13 protein-coding genes and 1 pseudogene are annotated in these 17151 nt (G+C 71.5%); 8 read left to right on the top strand and 6 right to left on the bottom strand.

Features of this window, described 5'->3' with window-relative positions:
* Nucleotides 1-71: 71 nt before the first annotated feature.
* The gene (locus E6W39_RS33310) at nucleotides 72-770 is read right to left on the bottom strand and encodes an HAD family hydrolase (RefSeq protein ID WP_141636649.1); all 699 of its coding nucleotides are present in this window, start codon (nucleotides 768-770) and stop codon (nucleotides 72-74) included.
* A gap of 195 nt (nucleotides 771-965) precedes the next feature.
* Here E6W39_RS33310 and E6W39_RS33315 point away from each other — a divergent pair, with 195 nt between their 5' ends.
* Nucleotides 966-1607, top strand: coding sequence for a mycothiol-dependent nitroreductase Rv2466c family protein (locus E6W39_RS33315; protein WP_141636650.1), 642 nt, complete (start codon nucleotides 966-968; stop codon nucleotides 1605-1607).
* Nucleotides 1608-1658: 51 nt separating this feature from the next.
* Here E6W39_RS33315 and E6W39_RS33320 read toward each other — a convergent pair whose 3' ends face one another.
* Together E6W39_RS33320 and E6W39_RS33325 are read right to left on the bottom strand one after the other, a co-directional pair.
* Nucleotides 1659-2468 carry an alpha/beta hydrolase gene (locus E6W39_RS33320; RefSeq protein WP_141636651.1) on the bottom strand — a complete coding sequence of 270 codons (810 nt, stop codon included), beginning with the start codon at nucleotides 2466-2468 and terminating at the stop codon, nucleotides 1659-1661.
* Nucleotides 2469-2483: 15 nt separating this feature from the next.
* Nucleotides 2484-3529, bottom strand: a pseudogene (locus E6W39_RS33325) (hypothetical protein).
* A 137-nt stretch (nucleotides 3530-3666) separates the two neighbouring features.
* Between E6W39_RS33325 and metH the strand changes: the two are divergent.
* The 3 genes from metH to E6W39_RS33340 all read left to right on the top strand — a co-directional run bounded on the left by metH (nucleotide 3667) and on the right by E6W39_RS33340 (nucleotide 9862).
* Nucleotides 3667-7170: a methionine synthase gene (metH, locus tag E6W39_RS33330; protein ID WP_141636652.1), complete on the top strand. Its 3504-nt coding sequence runs from the start codon at nucleotides 3667-3669 to the stop codon at nucleotides 7168-7170.
* A gap of 91 nt (nucleotides 7171-7261) precedes the next feature.
* Nucleotides 7262-7966: an HAD family hydrolase gene (locus tag E6W39_RS33335; RefSeq protein WP_141636653.1), complete on the top strand. Its 705-nt coding sequence runs from the start codon at nucleotides 7262-7264 to the stop codon at nucleotides 7964-7966.
* A gap of 267 nt (nucleotides 7967-8233) precedes the next feature.
* Nucleotides 8234-9862: an ABC transporter substrate-binding protein gene (locus tag E6W39_RS33340; protein WP_141636654.1), complete on the top strand. Its 1629-nt coding sequence runs from the start codon at nucleotides 8234-8236 to the stop codon at nucleotides 9860-9862.
* A gap of 78 nt (nucleotides 9863-9940) precedes the next feature.
* On the opposite strand, the gene E6W39_RS33345 is transcribed toward E6W39_RS33340, so the two are convergent.
* Both E6W39_RS33345 and E6W39_RS33350 read right to left on the bottom strand, forming a co-directional pair.
* Entirely contained in the window at nucleotides 9941-10612 is a 672-nt protein-coding gene (locus E6W39_RS33345) for a response regulator (protein WP_101379459.1), read from the bottom strand.
* On the bottom strand, nucleotides 10613-11545 hold the full coding sequence (locus E6W39_RS33350; RefSeq protein WP_141636655.1) for a RecB family exonuclease: 933 nt from the start codon (nucleotides 11543-11545) through the stop codon (nucleotides 10613-10615). It lies immediately after the preceding gene.
* Between the two features lie 206 nt (nucleotides 11546-11751).
* Here E6W39_RS33350 and E6W39_RS33355 point away from each other — a divergent pair, with 206 nt between their 5' ends.
* The 3 genes from E6W39_RS33355 (at nucleotide 11752) to E6W39_RS33365 (ending at nucleotide 14770) form a co-directional block, all read left to right on the top strand.
* On the top strand, nucleotides 11752-13008 hold the full coding sequence (locus E6W39_RS33355; protein ID WP_323809124.1) for a site-2 protease family protein: 1257 nt from the start codon (nucleotides 11752-11754) through the stop codon (nucleotides 13006-13008).
* 49 nt (nucleotides 13009-13057) lie between these two features.
* Nucleotides 13058-14014 carry a tRNA (adenine-N1)-methyltransferase gene (locus E6W39_RS33360; RefSeq protein ID WP_141636657.1) on the top strand — a complete coding sequence of 319 codons (957 nt, stop codon included), beginning with the start codon at nucleotides 13058-13060 and terminating at the stop codon, nucleotides 14012-14014.
* Between the two features lie 168 nt (nucleotides 14015-14182).
* Nucleotides 14183-14770 (top strand): hypothetical protein, encoded by a 588-nt coding sequence (locus E6W39_RS33365; RefSeq protein WP_141636658.1) that lies wholly within the window; start codon nucleotides 14183-14185, stop codon nucleotides 14768-14770.
* Nucleotides 14771-14812: 42 nt separating this feature from the next.
* Here E6W39_RS33365 and E6W39_RS33370 read toward each other — a convergent pair whose 3' ends face one another.
* Entirely contained in the window at nucleotides 14813-15115 is a 303-nt protein-coding gene (locus E6W39_RS33370) for a ferredoxin (RefSeq protein WP_101379455.1), read from the bottom strand.
* Nucleotides 15116-15338: 223 nt separating this feature from the next.
* Here E6W39_RS33370 and arc point away from each other — a divergent pair, with 223 nt between their 5' ends.
* Nucleotides 15339-17105, top strand: a complete 1767-nt coding sequence (arc, locus tag E6W39_RS33380; RefSeq protein WP_141636659.1) for a proteasome ATPase — start codon at nucleotides 15339-15341, stop codon at nucleotides 17103-17105.
* Nucleotides 17106-17151 lie beyond the last annotated feature (46 nt).

A 17151-nucleotide genomic window follows, 5' to 3' on the forward strand; every position in this document is an offset into this window, starting at 1 on the left:
CTCGTCCATGCCCGCACCCCAACACCTGCCGGTCGGCGCGGCAACCGGATTTCCGCGGGCCCGCGCGCGGGTCAGACCCCGATGACGGCCGCCAGCACCGCCGCGGTGTCCCGCAGGTCGGGCAGCACCACATCGGCGCCTGCGGCCGCCAGCTCCGCGGCCGACACCATCCCGGTGGCCACCGCGACCGCCCGGGCGCCCACCGCCTGGGCGGTCGTCACATCGCGCACCGTGTCCCCGATGATCACCGTCTCGCTGCCCCGGAACCGGCGGCCCAGCACCCGCTCGGCCCGTGCCCAGGCATGGGCGGGCAGGTCGGTGCGCTCATAGGCGTCGTCGCCGTAGGCGCCCAGCCGCAGGTCCAGGTGTTCCGTCAAGTCGAAGGCGGCCAGCTTCAGTTCGGCCAGCACCAGGAGGTTCCCGGTCAGCACCGACTGCCGCACTCCGCCGTGGGTGGCCAGCGCGCGCAGCGCCTCGCGGGCGCCGGGCAGCGCATGGCCCTCGTCGGCCAGATCGGCGGCCCGGTCCTGCATCTCCGCCACCAGCAGGTCCAGGTAGCCGGCCAGCAGCCCGTCGCCCGGATCCAGGTCGTGCGCCCGCAGCAGCTCGGTGGCGGCGGCCGTCTCGGTGCGGCCGTAGTAGCTCCAACTACGGGTCAGCGGCAGCCCGGTGGCGCGCTGGAAGGCGGCGGCGACGGCGCGCCTGGCCACCGTGCCGCCGTCGATCAAGGTGTGGTCGATGTCCCACAGCACCAGCAGCTCGCGTTCCATGGCCCCTCCGATCCCCGATGGCCGCCCCTCACCGCGGCCCCCCAGCCCCGATCATCGCGCACCGCGGCCACCGCCGCCCCCGACGGCGCGCTGGCGAGCCGCGGCTTTGCCCGACGACCAACAGGCTGCTGGATCCCGTGATGCCGATCCGGCGATGACATCGAAATTCGACGAGAATCGAACTATCGTGGCCGCATGACGACTTCCGACCAGACTGCCACGACTCAGAACGGCCCGACCAAGGTCGACTTCTACTTCGACCCGATCTGCCCCTTCGCCTGGATCACCTCCCGCTGGATCCTGGAGGTCGAGAAGGAGCGCGACCTCGACCTGACCTTCAAGGTGATGAGCCTGTCGGTGCTCAACTCCGGGCGTGACGACCTGCCCGAGCAGTACCGCGACCTGCTGCAGCGCGGCTGGGGCCCGGTGCGGGTCTGCATCGCCGCGGCCGAGCAGCACGGCGTCGGGGTGCTGCGCGACCTCTACACCGCGCTCGGCACCCGGATCCACAACGGGGACAACAAGGACTACCAGGTGGTGATCAAGGAGGCCCTCGCCGAGGTCGGCCTGCCGGCCGAGCTGGCGGCGGCGGCCGACGGCACCGACTGGGACGAGGCGCTCAAGCGCAGCCACCACGAGGGCATGGACCCGGTCGGCGAGGACGTCGGCACCCCGACCATCCACATCGACGGGGTGGCGTTCTTCGGCCCGGTGCTCACCGCGATCCCGCGCGGCGAGGAGGCCGTCAAGCTCTTCGACGGCGCCCGCCTGCTGGCGAGCTACCCGAAGTTCTTCGAGATGAAGCGGACCCGCACCGGGGACCTCGACTTCAGCTGAACCCCTGCTGGGAAGGCCCGGCGGCGTGCGTGCCGCCGGGCCCGTCGCGCGTCAGCCGGCCAGCTCCGCGGCGAGGAAGGCCACCGTGCGCTCCACCAGGGCCGGCACCTCGGGGTAGCCCTCGAAGGCGTGCTCCGCGCCGGGCACCGGCACCAGCTCGGACCGCCCGCCGGCGGCCAGCAGCGCCTGGTGCAGCCGCTCGCTGTGGGCCGGCGCGACGATGGTGTCGGCCGTGCCGTGCAGCAGCAGGAACGGCGGCGGATCGGCCGGCACTTGGGCCACCGGGCTTGCCAGGGCGACGAGTTCGGGCAGGTCGACCGGGCGGCCGCCGAGCAGTCGGCCCTCCGAGGAGTCGGCCTGCTCCGGGTGGCGCACCGCCATGTCGGTGATCGGGCACCAGCCGGCCACCGCCCGCACCGCGCCGTCCGCGAAGGCGGCCAGCGCGGCGATCGCGCCGCCCGCCGACTCGCCCCAGAAGCCGATCCGCCCGGCGTCCAGGCCGAGTTGCCCGGCGTTGCGCCGCAGGAACGCCAACGCCGCCTGGGCATCCTCCAGTTGGGCCGGGAACCGGGCCTCACCGGAGAGCCGGTAGTCGATGGTGGCCACCGCCAGCCCGGCCCGGGTCGCGGCCCGCCAGAACGCGTCCGGCGTCAACGCCTCGGACGGGTAGCGCCGGTCGCCCCACTGGAACCCGCCGCCGTGCACCCAGGCCACCACCGGCGCGGGCCCGGGGCCCGGGGGAACGCGCAGGTCGAGCAGTAGCGGCCGGAAGCCCCGCAACTCGGCGTACGCCAGGCCCTCGTACACCTGTCCGCCGTCGTCGGTCTGACGCGGCGTCACCATCGAGAGGTCGTCAGTCATGCGCAGCAGCGTAGATCAACTCAGGCACCAGTCCTGCCGGTAGGACGCCCAATCCTGTTCGCTGGCCGAGAAGTCCGCGTAGACGGCCACTCCGAAGGCCTGCCGGCCCGGCGACTGCCGGCTCAGCCCCAGCCGCACCCCGCGTATCGCCGCCGGCACGGTCTCCGCCGAGCCGCGGTGCCCCCACTCGTCGGCGTAGTAGGCGGGCAGGCCCATCAGCAAGTCCACTGATTCCGGAGTGACTTGGAGCGCCAGCTCGGTCTGCTGGGCGACATAGCCGCCGTACAGCGAGGGCAGTGGCATCGCGGTGTCGTAGGACATCACCGCGACCTGCTCCACCCTGCGGGTCACCTGCCCGAAGTAGTCCTGCGACCACCACTTCGGGTGGCCGGTCAACGACCCTGCCGCGGCGTGCAGTTGGGGGAGGGGGTCGATCTGCGGGGCCGCCACCGAGAGCGGTGCGCCGCGGGCCGCCGTCACCGCGTGCACCTGGTCGAGCAGCGTCAGGAAGCCGGGTGAGCCGGACTGCACCGGCTCCAGGTCGAAGTGCACCCCGTCGAAGCCGGCGTCCAGCACCTGCCTGGCCGCACCGGTGATCCGCTCCCGCACCGCCGGGTCGTCCAGGTGCAGCCCGGCCGGCTTCTCGGGGCCACCACGTCACCGAGCCAGGCCTGCACCCGCACCCCGGGCAGCTCCCGGTGCACCGCGTCCACCAGCTGCCGCGCCTGCGGATACCGCTCGGCCGGCAGCGAGCCGTCGTCCGACAGCGGCCCGGCGTGCACGAAGACGTCCCGGATGCCGCCGCGCAGCAGCTGCGGCAGGCCCGCCAGATCGGCCGGCCCCTTGCGCCCGTCCACCCAGGCGTGCCCCAGCCAGGCGGCGTCCCGGCCCCGGCTGCGGGCCTGCGCGGCCGGGGTGCCGCTGTCGGCCCGGCGCAGCGCCAGACCGGCCGCCGCGACCGGCAGCACCAGTAGCGCGGCCAGCACCGCCGCGACCACCGCCAGGCGCCGTCGACGCCGCGCAATCCACGCGCGGACCTGCCGCAATACCGGCACGAACATCCATCCCCCCTCACTCGAACGGCCCACCATGCGGGACGCTCTACGACGCCGGCCGCTGAGCCGGATACCCTGGCCGGGTGCGTCCCCGTTCGGGGGGACCGCATAGCCGACAGCCGTCGCACCCAGGGAGATGCCCCATGGCCACCAGTGTCCCCATTTCCGCCCAGCAGTCCCGAGCGGACGCCCTGCGAGCCGCCCTCGCCAGTCGAGTGGTCGTCGCCGACGGTGCCATGGGCACCATGCTGCAGGCGCAGAATCCGACGCTGGCGGACTTCCAGGAGCTGGAAGGCTGCAACGAAGTCCTCAACGTGACCCGTCCCGACATCGTGCGCTCGGTCCACGAGGCGTACTTCGAGGTGGGCGTGGACTGCGTCGAGACCAACACCTTCGGGGCGAACTTCGCGGCGCTGGGCGAGTACGACATCGCCGACCGGATCCACGAGCTGTCCGAGGCCGGCGCCCGGATCGCGCGCGAGGTCGCCGACTCGTACGACGACGGGCGCACCCGCTGGGTGCTGGGCTCGATCGGCCCCGGCACCAAGCTGCCGACCCTGGGCCACATCTCCTTCGAGACCGTGCGCGAGGGCTTCCGGCAGAACGCGGCCGGCCTGATCGCCGGCGGCGCCGACGCGCTGCTGGTGGAGACCAGCCAGGACCTGCTGCAGACCAAGGCCGCCGTGCTGGGCTGCAAGCAGGCGATGGCCGGGGCCGGGGTGGACCTGCCGCTGGTGGTCCAGGTGACCGTGGAGACCACCGGCACCATGCTGCTCGGCTCCGAGATCGGCGCGGCGCTCACCGCGTTGGAGCCGCTGGGCATCGACTACATCGGCCTGAACTGCGCCACCGGCCCCGAGCAGTACAGCGAGCACCTGCGCTACCTGTCGAAGAACGCCCGGATCGGCCTGTCCTGCATGCCCAACGCGGGCCTGCCGGTGCTGGGGAAGGACGGCGCGCACTACCCGCTCTCGCCGGTCGAACTGGCCGACGCCCAGGAGACCTTCGTCCGCGAGTACGGGCTGTCGCTGGTCGGCGGCTGCTGCGGCACCACCCCCGAACACCTGCGCCAGGTCGTCGAGCGGGTCCAGGGCCGCCCGATCACCGCCCGCGACCCCAAGCCCGAGCCGTCCGCCGCCTCGCTCTACCAGCCGGTGCCGTTCCGCCAGGACACCTCGTACCTGGCGATCGGCGAGCGGACCAACGCCAACGGCTCCAAGAAGTTCCGCGAGGCGATGCTGGCCGGCGACTGGCAGGCCTGCGTGGAGATCGCCCGCGACCAGATCCGCGACGGCTCGCACCTGCTGGACCTGTGCGTGGACTACGTCGGCCGCGACGGCGTCGCCGACATGCGCGAGGTCGCCGGCCGCCTCGCCACCGCCTCCACCCTGCCGATCGTCCTGGACTCCACCGAACCGGCCGTGCTGAAGGCCGGGTTGGAGATGCTCGGCGGGCGCGCGGTGCTCAACTCGGTCAACTACGAGGACGGCGACGGCCCCGACACCCGGTTCGGCAGGATCGCTCAACTCGCCCGCGAGCACGGCGCCGCCCTGATCGCGCTCACCATCGACGAGAGCGGCCAGGCCCGCACCGCCGAGACCAAGGTGGCGATCGCCGAGCGGCTGATCGAGCAACTCGGCCGCGAATACGGCATCGCCGAGCAGGACATCCTGATCGACTGCCTGGCCTTCACCCTGGCCACCGGTCAGGAGGAGTCCCGCCGCGACGGCCTGGAGACCATCGAGGCGATCCGCGAACTCAAGCGCCGCCACCCCGACGTGCAGACCACCCTGGGCCTGTCCAACATCTCCTTCGGCCTCTCCCCGGCCGCCCGCCAGGTGCTCAACTCGGTATTCCTGCACGAGTGCGTGCAGGCCGGCTTGGACTCGGCGATCGTGCACGCCTCCAAGATCCTGCCGATCGCCCGGATCCCCGAGGAGCAGCGCGAGGCCGCCCTCGACCTGGTCTACGACCGCCGCCGCGACGGCTACGACCCGCTGCAGCACCTGCTGGCCCTCTTCGAGGGCGTCAGCTCGGCCTCCGTCAAGGCCTCCAAGGCCGAGGAGCTGGCCGCCCTCCCGCTGGACGAGCGCCTCAAGCGGCGGATCATCGACGGTGAGCGCAAGGGCCTGGAGGCCGACCTGGACGAGGCCCTGGCGCAGCGCCCGGCCCTGGAGATCGTCAACGAGACGCTGCTGGACGGCATGAAGGTGGTCGGCGAGCTGTTCGGCTCCGGCCAGATGCAGCTGCCGTTCGTGCTGCAGTCCGCCGAGGTGATGAAGAGCGCGGTCGCCTACCTGGAGCCGCACATGGAGAAGTCCGACGATGAGGGCAAGGGCACCATCGTGCTGGCCACCGTCAAGGGCGACGTCCACGACATCGGCAAGAACCTGGTCGACATCATCCTGTCCAACAACGGCTACACCGTGGTCAACCTGGGCATCAAGCAGCCGGTCTCGGCGATCCTGGACGCCGCGCAGGAGCACAACGCCGACGTGATCGGCATGTCGGGCCTGCTGGTCAAGTCCACCGTGATCATGAAGGAGAACCTGGAGGAGCTCAACCAGCGCAAGCTGGCCGCCCGCTTCCCGGTGATCCTCGGCGGCGCCGCCCTCACCCGCGCCTACGTCGAGCAGGACCTGCACGAGGTCTACCAGGGCGAGGTCCGCTACGCCCGGGACGCCTTCGAGGGCCTGCGGCTGATGGACGCGCTGATCGCGGTCAAGCGCGGCGTGCCCGGCGCCGCCCTGCCCGAGCTGCGCCAGCGCCGGCACGCCCGGGTCGAGGTGGCGGAGCCGGAGGAGGTCAACCTCGGCCAGATCCGCTCCGACGTGGCCGTCGACAACCGGGTGCCGACCCCGCCGTTCTGGGGCGACCGGATCGTCAAGGGCATCCCGTTCGCCGACTACGCCTCCTGGCTGGACGAGGACGCGCTGTTCAAGGGCCAATGGGGGCTGAAGGCGGCCCGCACCGGCGAGGGGCCGTCCTACGAGGAGCTGGTGGAGACCGAGGGCCGCCCGCGGCTGCGGATGTGGCTGGACCGCCTCCAGACCGAGGGCCTGCTGGAGCCGGCCGTGGTCTACGGCTACTTCCCGGCCGCCTCCAAGGGCGACGACCTGATCGTCTACGGCGAGGACGGCAGCACCGAGCGCACCCGCTTCACCTTCCCGCGCCAGCGCCGCGGGCGGCGGCTCTGCCTGGCCGACTTCTTCCGCCCCGAGGAGTCCGGCGAGCGCGACGTGGTCGGCCTCCAGGTGGTCACCATGGGCAACAGGGTCTCCGAGGCCGCCAACGAGCTGTTCCAGGGCAACGCCTACCGCGACTACCTGGAGCTGCACGGCCTGTCGGTGCAACTCGCCGAAGCCCTGGCCGAGTTCTGGCACGCCCGGGTGCGCTTCGAGCTCGGCTTCGGCGACGAGGACCCGCAGGACGTGCGCGACATGTTCGCCCTCAAGTACCGCGGCGCCCGCTTCTCGCTCGGCTACGGCGCCTGCCCCGAGCTGGAGGACCGCGCCAAGATCGCCGAGCTGCTGCGGCCCGAGCGGATCGGCGTGGTGCTCTCCGAGGAGTTCCAGCTGCACCCCGAGCAGTCCACCGACGCCATCGTCATCCACCACCCTGAGGCGAAGTACTTCAACGCGCGGTAACCCGCTCATCACGTCCCCTTCGCTGAACTGCGCGTATGCTGTATGGCCCCCGTCTTCCCGGGCGGGGGCCCAGCGCGAAGGGGAGTGCCGCATGACCACGGTCGACACCACCACCACGGCCCTCGGCGAGGGCGGCCCCAGCGGGTTGCAGGCGGTGCTGGTCGACATGGACGGCACCCTGGTGGACACCGAGGACTACTGGTGGCAGGCGGAGTCCACGCTCTTCGCCGAACTCGGCCACCCGCTCGACGACACCCACCGGGCCCAGCTGGTCGGCGGCCCGATGACCCGGGTGATCGACTACCTGCTCGGCCTCACCGGGCTGGAGATCAGCCCGGCGGAGCTGGCCGACCGGATCAACGGCCGGTTCGTCGAGCTGCTGGACGGCGGCGCGCCGCTGATGCCCGGCGCGGCCGAGCTGCTCGCCCTGCTGCGCGAGCACGCCATCCCGGCCGCGCTGGTCTCCGCCTCGCACCGGCGGATCATCGACCTGGTGCTGAAGAACCTCGGCGACCACCCGTTCGCCTTCTCGGTGGCCGGCGACGAGGTGGCCAGGACCAAGCCCAACCCGGACCCGTACCTGGTGGCCGCCGCCCGGTTCGGCGCCGACCCGGCGCGCTGCGTGGTGATCGAGGACGCCCCGCTCGGCGTGCAGGCCGGCGAGGCGGCCGGCTGCCCGGTGATCGCGGTGCCCTCGGTGGCCCCGGTGCCGGCGGCGCCCGGCCGGGTGGTGCTGGGCTCGCTCGCCGAGCTGGACCTGGAGCTGCTGCGCTCACTGGTCCCGGCACAGGTGTGATGCTCGTCTCGTTGCGATCCCCTGGACGGGACGTCAGCTCTCTGCCGTACCCGGCAAAACAGGACAGAGCTGGCAACTCGTCGACTGCGGTGATCTTTGATGCGAAAGCGTGTCCGCTGACCGGTCGGCCGCTCGCCCACGATGTGGCAGGCTGCTGCGGTCTGTCCTGAACGCCATGGCAGCCCGCCGACCGGCCTCCACCCGCGGCCCCGGCCCTCGGCTGCCCACCGGCAGCCCTCGGCCGGCCACCGCACGGAGAAGGAACGCATGACTTCAGCCATACGACGCGCCCCCGGCCGACTCGCGACCCTGGGCTGTGCGGCCCTGGTGGCCACCACCCTGGCCGGCTGCGGCTCCGTCAACTCGATCACCGGCAGCGGCAGTAGCAGTTCCGGCCCGATCACCCTGGGCACCACCGACAGCATCGCCGTCCTCGACCCGGCCGGTGCCTACGACCTGGGCTCCTGGATGATCCTGGAGAACACCTTCCAGGGCCTGCTGCGGTTCCCGGCCGGCGCCACCACCCCGGTCCCGGACGCGGCGCAGTCCTGCCAGTTCACCGGCGCCGACGCGATGACCTACGACTGCGTGCTGCGCCAGGGCCTGACGTTCTCCAACGGGCACCCGCTGACCGCCGCCGACGTGGTGTTCTCGATCAACCGGATGAAGCAGATCAAGGACGTGAACGGGCCGTCCTCGCTCTTCGACAGCGTGAAGTCGGTCGAGGCCAAGAGCGACAGCGAGGTGGTCTTCCACCTCTCCGAGGCCGACGCGGTGCTCCCGGACAAGCTGGCCAGCGCGGCCGGTTCGATCGTCGACCACCAGGTCTTCCCGGCCGACCACGAGCTGCCCAACAGCCAGCTGATCGGCTCCGGCCCCTTCGCCATCGACTCGGTCGACGAGGCATCAGGCAACGGCGGGGTCAAGGAGATCAGCAAGATCAGCCTCTCCGCCAACGCCAAGTACAAGGGCGACCAGACGGTCCAGAACAAGAAGTTCGACGTCCGCTTCTACGGCAAGCCCGACCAACTGAAGACCGCCCTGGACAAGGGCGACGTCGACCTCACCGACAACAGCCTGGACCCCAACGTCTCCGCCCAGCTGCTCACCAACCAGCAGAGCGGCGGCAAGGGCGACATCCACGTCACCCAGACCGACAGCAGCGACACCCGGTTCCTGGTGTTCAACACCAAGGACCAGACCGTCGGCCAGCAGGCCGTCCGGCAGGCGGTCGCCCAGCTGATCGACCGCCAGGCGCTCGCCCGCGACGTCTACGCGCACACCGTGCAGCCGCTCTACTCGGTGGTCCCGGCCGGCATCGCCGGCCACAACACCGCCTTCTTCGACAAGTACAACGACCCCGACGTCACCAAGGCCAAGCAACTCCTGGCGGCCGCCAAGATCCCGACGCCGGTCAAGTTCAGCCTCACCTGGTCCCGTGCCCGCGCCCAGGGCGCCGAGGGCGCCGAGCTCAAGAAGCAGCTGGAGGCCAGCGGCCTGTTCCAGGTGACGGTCAACGAGGAGTCGGACTGGAGCAACTTCAAGAAGGGCTGGGCGGACGGCAGTTACCAGGCCTACACGGTCGGCTGGAGCGCCGACTACCCGGACCCGGACGACTTCGTGGTGCCGCTGGTAACCAGCGGCGGCGCCTTCCACAACGGCTTCGACGACCAGCAGATCGACCAGAAGCTGGTGCCCGAGACGCTGCACGAGACCGACCGCTCGCAGGCCGCCACCACCTTCGGCGCGATCCAGACCGAGCTGGCCGTCCAGGTGCCGATGGTGCCGCTCTTCCAGGAGAAGTCGTTCTTCGCCTACCACGCCAACATCACCGGCGTGGAGAACACCACGGACTCCACCGGCGTCTTCCGGTTCGGCGAGATCGGCCGCCACTGACACTGCGCCGGTCACAAGGCCGGTAGCAAGAGGGTCCGTCCGGATGCCCGGACGGACCCTCGACGCGGCTTTACGGGATCACATCGCGCCCGGCCGCACCAGCCCGCTCTCATAGGCGAACACCGCCGCCTGCACCCGGTCACGCAGCCCCAACTTGGTGAGCACGTGCCCGACATGGGTCTTCACCGTGGTCTCGGAGACGAACAGCTCGGCGGCGATCTCCGCGTTGGACAGCCCCTTGGCGACCAGCCGCAGCACCTCCATCTCCCGCTCGGTCAGCGCGCCGAGCGCGGGGGAGGGCGCCTCGTCCCCGGACGGCAGTCTGGTGGCGTACATGTCCAGCAGCCGGCGGGTGATCGACGGCGCCAGCATCGCCGCGCCGTCCGCCACCACCCGGATCGCCTGCACCAGCTCCTCGGCCGGTACGTCCTTCAGCAGGAAGCCGCTGGCTCCGGCCCGCAGCGCCTCCACCACGTACTCGTCCAGGTCGAAGGTGGTCAGCACCAGCACCTTCACCGGACCGTCCCGCCCCGGGCCGGCGATCCGGCGGGTCGCCTCCACGCCGTCCATCCGCGGCATCCGGATGTCCATCAGCACCACGTCCGGCTGCAGCGCCCGCACCTGCTCCAGCGCCTGCTGGCCGTCGCCGGCCTCGCCCACCACCACCAGATCGCTCTCCGCCTCCAGGATCATCCGGAAACCGGTGCGCAGCAGCGGCTGGTCGTCGACCAGCAGCACTCGGATCGTCACCTAAGACTCCTTGCTCGACATGCTCGTCACGGTCTTCTGCAGGGGGAGCGGGTACGGCGGCGGAGTCCCCCCGAACTCCGGGCAGCTCTTCTGATGGTCGCACCAGTCGCACAGCCGGTTGCGGGTGGCCGGGAACTCGCCGGTGGCCACCGCCCGGCAGATCGCCTCCCACAGTGCCAGCAGCTTGCGCTCCACCGAGCGCAGATCCGCCTCGTCCGGGTCGTAGGTCACCACCTCCCCGGCACCGCCCAGGTACACCAGCTGCAGCCGCTTGGGGATCACGCCCTTCCAGCGCCACACCACCAGGGCGTAGAACTTCATCTGGAACATCGCCTTGCCCTCGAAGTCCCGCGAGGGCGCCCGGCCGGTCTTGTAGTCCACCAGCCGCACCTCACCGGTGGGCGCCACGTCCACCCGGTCGATGTAGCCGCGCAGCTTCAGCCCCGAGTCCAGCACGGTCTCCACGTAGAGCTCCCGCTCCACCGGCTCCAGCCGGGTCGGGTCCTCCAGCCGGAACCAGTGGCCCAGCAGCTTCTCGGCGTCCCCCAGCCAGCGGGCCAGCGCCTCGCCGTCCAGACCCTCGGCATCCAGCGCCTCGGCGTCCGGGCCCTCGCCGTCCAGACCCTCGGCGTTCGCCGCGGCCGCCGGGAACAGCCCGGCCAGCTCCGGACGTTCACCCAGCAGGCGTTCCCACTGCGGGCGCAGCAGCGACAGCGCCCGGTCCGGGGTGCGCTCCACCGCCGGGTGGTCGAAGAGCCGCTCCAGCACGGCGTGCACCAAGGTCCCGCGCGTCGCCGCCGCGCTCGGCGGCTCCGGCAGGCGGTCGATCACCCGCAGCCGGTAGAGCAGCGGGCAGGTCAGGAAGTCCCCGGCACGCGACGGGGACAGCCCGCTCGGCGGGAGGGCCGGACGGGCGGTGTCGGTCTGCTGCATGCCCCGACCCTATGGGGTCCGGCTGCCATCCGGCTCACAGCCCGCTCACAGCGAGGCCGACGCCGGAACTGGGTAGGACTTCGGCAGGGGGTCTCCGACATCCCTGGACGCCATCACGTAGCGTTCGAGTACGGCACGTAGCGTTCGGGAGCAGAGTGGCCGACAAGACGGAACCCAGCGGGGACCACACGACCGGTGAAGGGGCCATGGTGAGCGACACCACGGGGCAGCAGACCTCCCAGGAGCCACCGCCGCAGCCCGGCGGCCCCGGACACGACCACCGGCCCGGTGGCCCGAGCGGCCCCGGCGGCCCCGGACACGGCCACCGGCCCGGTGGCGGCATCCTGATGGGCCGGCCGTTCGGCGTGCCGATCTACGTCGGCCCGTCCTGGTTCCTGATCGCCGCGCTGATCACCTGGCTGTTCGGCCGGCAGCTCGCCGACGTCCTCCCCGACCTCGGCTACACCCGCTACCTGATCGCCTTCTCCTTCGCCGTCGCCTTCTACGGCTCCGTGCTGATCCACGAGCTCGCCCACACCCTGGTCGCCCTGCGCTACCGGCTCGGCGTCCGCAGGATCCAGCTGCAGTTCTTCGGCGGCGTCTCCGAGATCGAGAAGGAGGCCGAGACCCCCGGCCGGGAGTTCTGGCTCGCCTTCGTCGGCCCGCTGCTCTCGCTGGCCATCGGCGGCATCTGCTGGCTGCTCACCGGCCTGGTCCGGTTCGACACCGTGCCGGGGGTGCTGCTCGCCGGCCTCACCGTGGCCAACCTGGTGGTCGCCGTCTTCAACCTGCTGCCCGGCCTGCCGCTGGACGGCGGCCGGATGCTGCGCGCCGTGGTGTGGGGCGTCACCGGGCGGCCGATGACCGGCACCGTCGCCGCCGCCTGGAGCGGCCGGGTCCTCGCCCTGGTGGTGCTCTTCGGCCTGCCGCTCTGGGGCAACGCCCAGCACGGCAGCCGGCCCGGCACCGGCGAGTCACTGCTGAACACCAGCCTGGCCGCGGTCCTCGCGGTGGTGATCTGGAGCGGCGCCGGCACCGCCGTCCGCAACGCCCGGCTCAAGGAGGCGCTGCCCCGGCTGGGCGTGCGCGACCTCACCCGGCGCGCCGTGCAGGTCACCGCCGACACCCCGCTCGGCGAGGCGCTGCGCCGCGCCCGCGAGGCCCAGGCCGGCGCCGTGGTGATCAGCGACGGCCACGGCGACCCGATCGCCCTGGTCAAGGAGGCGGCCGTGCTCCAGGTGCCGGAACACCGCCGCCCCTGGGTGGCCGCCGGCGCCCTGGCCCGCACCCTGGAACCCGGCCTGCGGCTCGCCGTCGACCTGGACGGCGAACAACTGCTCGCCGCCCTGCGGACCACCCCCGCCAGCGAGTACCTGGTGGTCAACCCGGACGGCGGCGTCTACGGGGTGCTGGCCGTCGCCGACGTGGAGCGCCGGCTCAGCGCCGTGCTCAGCCGCCACTGACCATGGCAGTGGTCCGGGACGGCACCCGGTTCGCTATAGGATTGTCCGCATGTCCGAACCGACCGGTGCCACCCGCAGGCGGGGGCCATTCAAGGTCGGGGACCAGGTTCAGCTGACCGACCCCAAGGGCCGTCACTACACGTTCACGCTCGAAGCCGGGAAGAACTACCACACCCACAAGGGTGCGTTCCCGCACGACGAACTGATCGGCGCCCCCGAGGGCACCGTCGTTCGCACCACGGGAAACGTGCCCTACCTCGCGCTGCGACCCCTGCTCCCCGACTACGTCCTGTCCATGCCGCGCGGTGCGGCCGTCATCTACCCCAAGGACGCGGGGCAGATCCTGGCCATGGCCGACATCTTCGCCGGCGCCCGGGTGGTCGAGGCCGGCGTCGGCTCCGGCGCGCTCTCGACCTACCTGCTGCGCGCCGTCGGCGACACCGGCCTGCTCGCCTCCTACGAGCGCCGCCAGGACTTCGCGGACATCGCCCGGGGCAACGTCGAGCGCTACTTCGGCGGCCCGCACCCGGCCTGGAAGCTCACCGTCGGTGACCTCCAGGACAACCTGGTCGAGACCGACGTCGACCGGGTCATCCTCGACATGCTGGCCCCCTGGGAGTGCCTCGACGTCGCCGCCAAGGCGCTCGTCCCCGGCGGTCTGATCTGCTGCTACGTGGCCACCACCACGCAGCTGTCGCGCACCGTCGAGGCCCTGCGCGAGCACGGCGCCTTCAACGAGCCGCAGGCCTGGGAGACCATGGTCCGCACCTGGCACCTCGAAGGCCTCGCGGTCCGGCCCGACCACCGCATGATCGGCCACACCGGCTTCCTGCTCACCGCCCGCCGGCTCGCCGACGGCGTCGAGCCGCCGATGCGCCAGCGCCGCCCCGCCAAGGGCGCCTACGGCGAGGACTTCGACAACGACAAGCCGAAGCTCAGCCTGGCCGAGCGCGCCGCCGCCCGGGCCGCCGCCAAGGCCGCCACTCCGGTCATCGACCAGGACTGAACCCCGCCGGTTCACCTGAAGGCCCATCGGAATCCGATGGGCCTTCAGCGTGTCCGGGTCTGTGCGAGTCGCATTCGTACGCACTGCCACTGATGTGCGACGATGCTCCCCACACGCAGACACCCCGGCCGGTGGAGGGGACCTCTTTTGCCCAACGCAGCGGACGTCGTGAGCCACACCTCCCAGTCCGGGCCGGCGGCCCGCTCGGGTTCCTGGCGCTGGCTCGCGGTCGCGGCCGGCTGCGCCGCCCTGGTGACCGGCACCATGGCCGCCGCCCCCAGCGCGCACCTGGGCGCCGCGGCGCCCGGCCCCGCCGCCGGCAACGGCACCCCCACGGCGCTGCCCGCGGCCGCCGCCCCCGACGCCGCCAAGGCCGCCCTGCCGCTCGACTGCGGACCGCTGCCCACCACCGTCACCCTCAGCTTCGCCGCCGACCTCGGCGACGGCACCCCCGCCACCATCGCGGCCGCCCACTGCGCGGCCGGCGCCGGTGCCGCCCCCGACGGCGTCTTCGCCATCACCGCCGGCCCCGGCGGCACCCTCCAGGTGCACGACGTCCTGCTCGACTGGCACCAGGGCTACACCGTCACCCGGCTCGCCCTGCGCGCCGACGGCACCATCACCGCCCAGGCCCGCGGCTACTCCAGCGCCGACGTACCGCGCTGCTGCCCGGACCTCGGAGTGGAACTCGACTGGGCCCGGCACGGCGCCGGCTTCACCCGCACCGAGCACAGCGTCCCGTCCACCACCACCTGACGCAGTCCTGACGATCAGTCAGCAGTCGAACGGCGCCGGACGCTAGTCGGCGTCCGGGCCGTACACCTCCACCCGGTCGGACACCCGCCGCACGTGGATGCAGTCGCCCGGGCACTCCCGCGCCGAGTCCACGATGTCCTGAAGCAGCGTCAGCGGGACCGGCGCCGTCTCGCCCGGCTGCTGGCGCAACTCGTCGTCCTCGCCCTTCACATAGGCGAGCCCGTCGATGTCCAGCTCGAAGACCTCGGGCGCGTACTGCACACAGATACCGTCACCGGTGCACAGGTCCTGATCGATCCACACCTCAAGCGGCTCGGCGGCATCCGCCCCACTGGTCACTGACATCGGTTCCTGCCTACACAACGGTCACGATCGGGTATTGACTCGCTCGACCCTACCTCCCGGCCGCTTTCCGAGCGTGTGCGGTGGGTATCCACCTGCCAGAGGGGAAGCACACTCGGGTGAAGATCGGACACACCCCTTCCGTCTTTCTTGATCTAGGGGTTTACACGACCCCTGGTACAGGTAGGGTCTGGAAGCATCCCGCTCCCCGGAGGAGGTGAGGACCGTGGCAGCCCACGATGACGACTACAACCGCAGTGCCGGAAAGCCCGCCCGTGGTTCCGACGAGGCCGCACAGCTCTCGTACCTGGAGCAGGAGATCGCCGTGCTGCGTCGCAAGCTGGCCGAAGCCCCGCGCTCTTCGAGGGTCCTCGAGGACCGCATCGTCGAGCTCCAGACCAACCTGGCCGGCGTGACCGCCCAGAACGAGCGGCTCGTCGCCACCCTGCGCGAGGCCCGCGACCAGATCGTGGCCCTCAAGGAGGAAGTCGACCGGCTCGCCCAGCCCCCCGCCGGATTCGGCACCTTCCTCACCAAGAACGAGGACGGTACCGCCGACATCTTCACCGGGGGCCGCAAGCTCCGCGTCAACGTCAGCCCCACCATCGAGCTGGACGACCTCCAGCGCGGCCAGGAAGTGCTGCTCAACGAGGCGCTGAACGTCGTCGACGCCTTCGAGTTCGAATCCGTCGGCGAGCTGGTCACCCTCAAGGAGGTACTGGAGGACGGCGAACGCGCGCTGGTCACCGGGCACACCGACGAGGAGCGGGTGGTGCGGCTCGCCGAGCCGCTGCGCGGGATCACGCTGCGCCCCGGCGACGCCCTGCTGATGGAGCCGCGCTCCGGCCACGTCTACGAGGTCGTGCCCAAGGCCGAGGTCGAGGAGCTCGTCCTCGAAGAGGTCCCGGACATCGACTACCGGCAGATCGGCGGCCTCGGCACCCAGATCGAGCAGATCCGCGACGCGGTCGAGCTGCCCTACCTGCACGCCGACCTCTTCAAGGAGTACGAGCTGCGCCCGCCCAAGGGCGTGCTGCTCTACGGTCCGCCCGGCTGCGGCAAGACGCTGATCGCCAAGGCGGTGGCCAACTCGCTCGCCAAGAAGGTCGCCGAGGTCACCGGGCAGCCGCAGGGCAAGAGCTACTTCCTCAATATCAAGGGCCCCGAGCTGCTCAACAAGTACGTCGGCGAGACCGAGCGGCAGATCCGCCTGGTCTTCCAGCGGGCGCGCGAGAAGGCCAGCGAGGGCACCCCGGTCATCGTCTTCTTCGACGAGATGGAGTCGCTCTTCCGCACCCGCGGCTCCGGCGTCAGCTCGGACGTGGAGAACACCATCGTCCCCCAGCTGCTCGCCGAGATCGACGGTGTCGAGGGCCTGGAGAACGTCATCGTGATCGGCGCCTCCAACCGCGAGGACATGATCGACCCGGCGATCCTGCGGCCCGGACGTCTCGACGTCAAGATCAAGATCGAGCGCCCGGACGCCGAGGCCGCCAAGGACATCTTCTCCAAGTACCTGAAGAACTCGCTGCCGTTCCACCCCGACGACCTCAAGGAGCACGACGGCTCGCTGGACGCCACCGTCGCCGCCATGATCCAGTCGGTGGTCGAGCGGATGTACGGCGAGACCGAGGAGAACCGCTTCCTGGAGGTCACCTACGCCAACGGTGACAAGGAAGTCCTCTACTTCAAGGACTTCAACTCCGGCGCCATGATCCAGAACATCGTGGACCGGGCCAAGAAGATGGCGATCAAGGACTTCCTCGACCACGGGCAGCGCGGCCTGCGCGTCTCCCACCTGCTCGCCGCCTGCGTGGACGAGTTCAAGGAGAACGAGGACCTGCCCAACACCACCAACCCGGACGACTGGGCCCGGATCTCCGGCAAGAAGGGCGAGCGGATCGTCTTCATCCGCACCCTGGTCACCGGCAAGCAGGGCGCCGAGTCCGGCCGTTCCATCGACACCGTGGCGAACACCGGGCAGTACCTCTAACCCGCCGCCCGCACCAACCGCGGCTGACGGCCCCGACGCTCCGTCA

Origin of the sequence: Kitasatospora acidiphila (assembly GCF_006636205.1) — a bacterium.
GTDB classification, from domain to species: Bacteria; Actinomycetota; Actinomycetes; order Streptomycetales; family Streptomycetaceae; genus Kitasatospora; species Kitasatospora acidiphila.